At 57.2% G+C, this 5,682-nt stretch carries 7 protein-coding genes and 1 pseudogene; 2 read left to right on the top strand and 6 right to left on the bottom strand.

The window, feature by feature from the left end:
• Positions 1 to 795: 795 nt before the first annotated feature.
• A complete protein-coding gene (locus IVB32_RS43240; RefSeq protein ID WP_338014018.1) occupies positions 796 to 1,101 on the bottom strand; it encodes a hypothetical protein in 306 nt (101 codons plus the stop codon).
• Positions 1,102 to 2,239: 1,138 nt separating this feature from the next.
• Here IVB32_RS43240 and IVB32_RS37055 point away from each other — a divergent pair.
• Positions 2,240 to 2,539, top strand: a complete 300-nt coding sequence (locus IVB32_RS37055; RefSeq protein ID WP_247372064.1) for a hypothetical protein — start codon at positions 2,240 to 2,242, stop codon at positions 2,537 to 2,539.
• Positions 2,540 to 2,935: 396 nt separating this feature from the next.
• Positions 2,936 to 3,131, top strand: a pseudogene (locus IVB32_RS37050) (cold-shock protein).
• 99 nt (positions 3,132 to 3,230) lie between these two features.
• Here IVB32_RS37050 and IVB32_RS37045 read toward each other — a convergent pair.
• The 5 genes from IVB32_RS37045 to IVB32_RS37025 all read right to left on the bottom strand — a co-directional run bounded on the left by IVB32_RS37045 (position 3,231) and on the right by IVB32_RS37025 (position 5,412).
• Positions 3,231 to 3,443: a hypothetical protein gene (locus tag IVB32_RS37045; RefSeq protein WP_018456774.1), complete on the bottom strand. Its 213-nt coding sequence runs from the start codon at positions 3,441 to 3,443 to the stop codon at positions 3,231 to 3,233.
• Positions 3,444 to 3,477: 34 nt separating this feature from the next.
• Positions 3,478 to 3,639 (bottom strand): hypothetical protein, encoded by a 162-nt coding sequence (locus tag IVB32_RS37040; protein ID WP_247366697.1) that lies wholly within the window; start codon positions 3,637 to 3,639, stop codon positions 3,478 to 3,480.
• 697 nt (positions 3,640 to 4,336) lie between these two features.
• Positions 4,337 to 4,510, bottom strand: coding sequence for a hypothetical protein (locus tag IVB32_RS37035; RefSeq protein ID WP_162847236.1), 174 nt, complete (start codon positions 4,508 to 4,510; stop codon positions 4,337 to 4,339).
• 321 nt (positions 4,511 to 4,831) lie between these two features.
• Positions 4,832 to 5,044 (bottom strand): hypothetical protein, encoded by a 213-nt coding sequence (locus tag IVB32_RS37030; protein ID WP_085409711.1) that lies wholly within the window; start codon positions 5,042 to 5,044, stop codon positions 4,832 to 4,834.
• Positions 5,044 to 5,412 carry a hypothetical protein gene (locus tag IVB32_RS37025; RefSeq protein WP_143273771.1) on the bottom strand — a complete coding sequence of 123 codons (369 nt, stop codon included), beginning with the start codon at positions 5,410 to 5,412 and terminating at the stop codon, positions 5,044 to 5,046. The genes IVB32_RS37030 and IVB32_RS37025 overlap by 1 nt, the downstream gene beginning before the upstream one ends.
• Positions 5,413 to 5,682 lie beyond the last annotated feature (270 nt).

The raw sequence follows: 5,682 nt of genomic DNA, 5'->3' as shown, positions 1-5,682 counted from the left end.
TTTTCCCCCAACATATTTTTCGTTTTTGCGATGGAGTCATCATGATTATATGACATAATCAAATTTCTCATTTAATGGCGGTCATTTGGTTCCATTTGTAAGCCGACCGGGAACTGCTTTCGGTTTAAGCTTCACATCGATTTCGAATGCTTGCTCGCCGACCCCCGCTGCGCGGTAAAGCGAACGAGACTGCACGGGACGGCAGCACGAGATGCGAAGCTTCATGCGCGAGCATCGCAATGTCAGAAATCCTAGCCGAGGACTCTTCTCGCCGCCCTCCAGGGCACGTGCGACGGCTACCGAGACAGTTATCTTTCTTTGGCTTTCAAGGTGATGACAACCAAGACAGCATCAACAGGGTCAGAAGCAATAGATGTCGCGTGCCTGCTGGGCTTCGCTCCGACAGTTCTCATCATAGCGTATGTGGGCGGCCTAAGCGAAGGAGCCAACGGGTTGCGCAAGACTTTGCAGCAAACACGGTTGGGAGGATCAAGAAAGAGTATCAGGAGCGGGATTGGGTCGTGCTTCGGAACCTCTCCAGTGGGCTGCTCCTGCGTGATCTCGTGGAGAAAGAGAAATTGCAGTTCGTGCGCCATACGTGTCGTTCTCCGAAGTGAGTTCATAGGCATGGAGCCGGGGATTTATCGAGGGGTCAGTAACCTAAAACAAACGAGCCTGGATGCAGAAACCGCCCCATTAAGTCCCGAGGCCGTTTTGCCTGACTAGAAGCGAGGAAGCAATTTCTCGTCCTCGTGCTGAAAGCGCAATTGAGCCTGGTCCAGGTCGCGGCCCGCTTCAGTAGGGTTGGGCGGGGTCAGGCATCGACAGATTCGGTGCCTTCGGGAGTATCTTCGACGGGTCGAACTGCGCGAGGATCTGCTTGCCCATAGCCACCGGATCTTTGAAAAAATCCAACGGAGACGGGAAATTGAAGCTGCCTGGCAGAGAGTGCAGGGCGTTGAAATCGGAAACGTCATCGACGCCAAGCACTACCTCCTCACCCTCGACGACGAAGTGCTTCTGGCGGTTCTTCAGAGCGGCCGCGGCAATCCATGGGTAACGCTCGATCCAATCCGTGCCATGCGCGATAGCGGCCGGCACGCGTTTGTCCGGGGATACGTCCTGCTCTCTTGCGAGGCAGCAAAGGATGGGGAACGACGGATGCGCTCGCTCTAAGGCAAGCTGGGCGATTTTAAAGCACGAGTCCATTTTTAAATAAATAAATAATATAATGCCAGTTTAAATGTTGACCAATATTTAAAATAGAATTAATTTGAGAGTGCCTGGCGCCGGACGAACGCGTCTGGCCACCGAGAAACGGCTCCCGCATCCCGCCCCTGCTTACGCCATGAGATGTGAGGGGCCGTTTCTTGGCCGATGGTGAGGCGGATCATCCTCCGCATGGCTACGTTTTTATCGTCTTCACCATGACAGCAGCGGTGTTACTGGTTGAAATCGCAATTATTATTGTTCTCGTCACGATTTGACTGACGCGAGAACCTAACAGCTGATGAGAAGCGGCGCGCGATCACGCATGATCGTCTCAGTCAGCTCGCCGCATCGTGCGGTCGATTTATCTTGTCAAAGTGGAAAAATGACCCGCCGGTCACACCGGTCGTTTTAGTCGTTGCTCTCACGAGCTTAGACCGCATGCCGGCCAGTATCATGTAAGTAAGGCGCCGCCAGATCAGGTTCATAACGGCTATGAGTGCATTTAGCCGCTCGAGGCGGACTTCAGCGCGGGCGCAAAGCGTTCGGAGAATGTTGCGGCCTTGGCTCCGGGGCTGCAGAAAGAGCGGCCGAGATAATCGTTGAACACCCCACGAATGCGATCGCGAGTAAGGCCGCACCGAAAAATAGTTTCCTCATCTTACTCTCCTCGAGAGGACGTCAATGCCGTTCAGTCTTGGAGGGCGTTGTTTCGCGTCATTGCGTGTGAGGCTCGAAACGGTTTCCTGCACGCGGTCGTGACTCAAGCTGGGGTTATGGCGGTAGGACCTGCGTTGTGCGCCGCGCAACAACATATGCTCCGAAAAGACCGATGGCGGAGAGACGGCCCCGGCTTCAGGGTTGGCTTTTGAGGTACGCCGGAGCCGCTCCGCCAGCTTGGGCAAGCTAGCGAGACAGCAACGGCGCAGTGGAGGACACGGGTTCCTCGCCGCGCAGGTCAGGCGAGGTTTAATTGGCACAATGTAATCCGCCGCGCTTTATCTTCGTTTCTACCCTGCGGCAAGCCACAATGCCTCTGACACTGCGGATGATAGGCCTGGATGATTACACGGTTCACGAGGACCGGCAGCTAGTCGGGCGCATCCGCTATGCCAACGAATGCTCCCCGGGGTTCTGGTTGTGGACGTGCATCGTGACGCTTCCCGGTCCGCCGTTCGGGAAAGCTGGCTCACTCGATGAAGCGAAGGGGCGGTTCATGATCGCATGGGAGAATTTCAAGGCGAAGCATACGGCGGAAGAGTTGGGGAAGGCCTTCGCTGAGATGTATCGCGCCAACCGACCAGACCATTATCTGCGCTCAGTGCGTTAGCGCGTCGCATTTGATTGCGACAAAAATTCGCCGGTTCACACTGCGGGCCATTTCCAAGCCGACGAGTTCGTCCCGGCTGTGTAGGCGCCAGCAGTGAGATTGCTCCGGCTTCAGGCCGACTTTTGGGTGGCCGCGGCCGCTCAGTTAGCTCGCGAGGAGCCGGCAAGATTCTCAAGCTCCCTATCGAGGTGTTCGTTCCCTGCTGGTCCACCGTGGGAAATTGACGGGAGGGCGCCGGTTCACGTTGGCTGCCTTCCTCATGTGGGCAACATGACGCCTGTCCCAGTACAGGCGGTCATTCATCCAACTCGCATTTTGAACTAAATCCTAAGTTGGTGGGCTTTTCGTTTTTATCAGCTTCTGTCATGTGGCGACGGTCATTTAGGAGAGACGTGCGTGGCGACAGGTATTGTGAAGTGGCTCAACCAAAGGCTATGGCTTCATTCAGCCCGACGACGGCGGGAAGGACGTCTTTGTCCACATTTCAGCGGTGGAGAAGGCTGGCTTCAGTGGTTTGGCAGAAGGTGCAAAGGTGAGCTACGAGATCGTGAGCGATCGGGGCGAGCAGTCCGCAGGTAATCTGAGACGGTAGGCGTGGCTGGGACAGGGCCCGCCGGTTCGCACAGGCGGGCCGGGCGCTTTGACCACGTATCGAATTTAGTACTCGCTTTGGCGGCAATCTTCGGCGCTCTCACCGCTCCAGTTCCTTGATGGCGTCCTTTAGCAGCTCGAGAAGCCGGATTTCACATGCCCCCATGACGAACTGATCGGCGTCGTCAGGCACGACAATCTGCCCCTGCACGTGTCCATCATGGGATTGGATGATGAAGTCTCGGGCCTTGCACGCTTCGTTGCGGACGTTCGTTATCGCCTCAAGCGGACCCCATTCAATTCTGACAGCCATTGCTAACCCTCGCTCTTAGCGGAACGCGCGCGAGCTACTGCGGGTCATGCGAGTTGAGGAGCGGTAAAGCCGGCACATCGATCGGCTCGCCTGGCGGTCGATCAACCCGGTTCGCTTTCTTTCCGCTGACGAGGACACCAATATAGCCGTCACCTTGCCCTGCGATCATCAGCCAGTGCGGGAATGCCAAGGACATGGTCGCTGGCCTCAAAATACCGCGCTCACGGGCGCCGTAGGACAAACCTATTCAATCATTTCGCGATTGAACAAGTCAAACAGTTAATATATTTAATAGATGCATTGTCTATTTAATTGCGAGATATCAAGAGCGCGGGGTGCACTTATGCCCTCGATAGAGTCTATGCACTTCGGCAGCACAGCGCCTTCCGACCAGCACCCCTATGATCGCGAGCCGGGTGCGCCTCCTGCGTGGCGTCCTTCGGCAGGTGGACCAATCGACGCCGAGCCGGAGGCCGCGAATGACACCGCGGGCGAATGGCCTCCGCTCCCGTTTCCTGATGGCTGGTACGCCACCTGCTGAGTTGTGACGCGGCGTCTGCCTATATGGTGCTGGCAACCGGCAAAGCCGGCACTTGAAAGCGTCTGCGGGCCGGCGGGGTTGCCAGTTAGCACAGTGGGCGAGGAGTCACCCAATCAGGATGATATGTAAGATACTCGACAGGCAGTGTCGGAAGAGGCGATACTCTTGAGGCGGGGTGATGGGCCTAGTCGCGTCATTTTGCATGTCTGAAGATGTACTTCGCTTCTACCAGTTAGCTGACGTGTGCAGGGAACGGACGGCGCAAGCCCGTCAGTCCCGTCGACGCGGAGCCGTGGCTAAAGCTTGCTGAGGACTGGCTCGAATTCGCACGAGCCGACCAGCAACGGCGCGCTTACGAGCCGCGCTGCATCCGATGAACAGCGACCAGAAGATCTGGCCGCTCGAGCACCTCCACCAGCTTGTCCAAGATGATGCGCTCGTTATTCCGGGGCCTCGGTTCTAAGTATTTTTCCAAAATGCGCTGGGCGTCACTCACAGCCTGAAGAGCTAGCTGTTCATCCGTCATCTGTTAGCCCCCAGTGGCCAATCAGAACGGAAGAACCTACGTGTAAGATAGTTCCAGATCCTTTATTGCCGGTTGATGATGCGGTGCTCACGATAGGTGGGGAGCCCCCGTCAATGGAAGCCATGCTACTGCTTCCGAGGCGAGGCCATTAGTCTTCAGGGGCATCCCATCCGCGTCCCAGTCTGGAATTTTGGGAGGCAATGGTGAAATCGGCTGCCCTGCCGGTGGACTGGCGCGAGGCTGCCAGGCCGAAGCATAGGGTCAGCGTCAACGCAGTCACCACTAGCAGCGCGGACATGAACTAGCTCACGCGCACCTCTCTCACGCCCGAGAGCGCGCATAGCCGAAGGCTTTGGCCGGAGCCATGCACCGCTGAATACCGACAGAATGACGATCCAGGTTCAGCCCTTCCTTCCGCACCTGCAATTCAAGCCAGTCGATGCCGGACTCGGCCTGAGCCGCCTTCCGGGCGCGGTAGTGTTTCACAATGGTCTGCGCGCTTCGGTATGAATGCCCAGTGATGTCGCAGGTCATCAGCAAGTCGCAGCCAGCCCGATCGAGCAGCATGACGCAGGTATCACGTAAGTCCTGGTCGTGCTTTGGTCGAGTTCGCTGGCGCCATTGACGAACATCAGCGTGGGGCAAGGCTTCAGAACGCCATGCTGTCTCATCGCCATTGCTGTCGCGTGCGGCCTGCGCCAATCCGCCAATACACGCTTGCGCTGGTCGACCGCTCGAGCGCGCTGCGCCCTATTTCCCTCATCGAGAGGAAGAGGGGCAAACAGCCGATCGATATTTTCAATCAGTTCGGCGGCCAGTCGCTCTGCGCGGATAATTGACTGGCGCGTGTTGTCGCGCGAGAAAGCCGAAGATAAATGCGGAATGCGAAGCCCCTTGCTCAAGCCTCACCACGCGAGGATCGTGAAGTTCACTCCCTTCAGGGCAGTCGAGCTGCACAGCCTCTACGCTCGTTCGCTAACGCAGGATAAATCGGGTTCCAGTCACTCCTCGGGGGTCCGCTCCCCCGCGGCTCGCCGTCGCTGCGATTGAGTGCTCGGAGGCGACTGCAATGCAGGTACAGCCGAGGCGTGAGCTGCTGCCGGTATGATGGACACCGGGTTAAGCTAATCCCACCTTGCGCTCGAACTCAACAGGGCTGAGGTAACCGATCG

Source organism: Bradyrhizobium sp. 23, assembly GCF_023073295.1.
Taxonomy (GTDB): domain Bacteria; phylum Pseudomonadota; class Alphaproteobacteria; order Rhizobiales; family Xanthobacteraceae; genus Bradyrhizobium; species Bradyrhizobium canariense_D.
The sequence above is the reverse complement of the archived record's forward strand: the minus strand, read 5'-3'. Positions and strand labels throughout refer to the sequence as shown.

What these genes read in the sequence shown, in the direction of transcription:
- IVB32_RS37055 (WP_247372064.1), top strand. Translation starts at nt 2,240, where the DNA reads ATGCCTCTGACACTGCGGATGATAGGCCTGGATGATTACACGGTTCAC.
- IVB32_RS37045 (WP_018456774.1), bottom strand. Translation starts at nt 3,443, where the DNA reads ATGGCTGTCAGAATTGAATGGGGTCCGCTTGAGGCGATAACGAACGTC.
- IVB32_RS37040 (WP_247366697.1), bottom strand. Translation starts at nt 3,639, where the DNA reads ATGTCCTTGGCATTCCCGCACTGGCTGATGATCGCAGGGCAAGGTGAC.
- IVB32_RS37035 (WP_162847236.1), bottom strand. Translation starts at nt 4,510, where the DNA reads ATGACGGATGAACAGCTAGCTCTTCAGGCTGTGAGTGACGCCCAGCGC.
- IVB32_RS37030 (WP_085409711.1), bottom strand. Translation starts at nt 5,044, where the DNA reads ATGACCTGCGACATCACTGGGCATTCATACCGAAGCGCGCAGACCATT.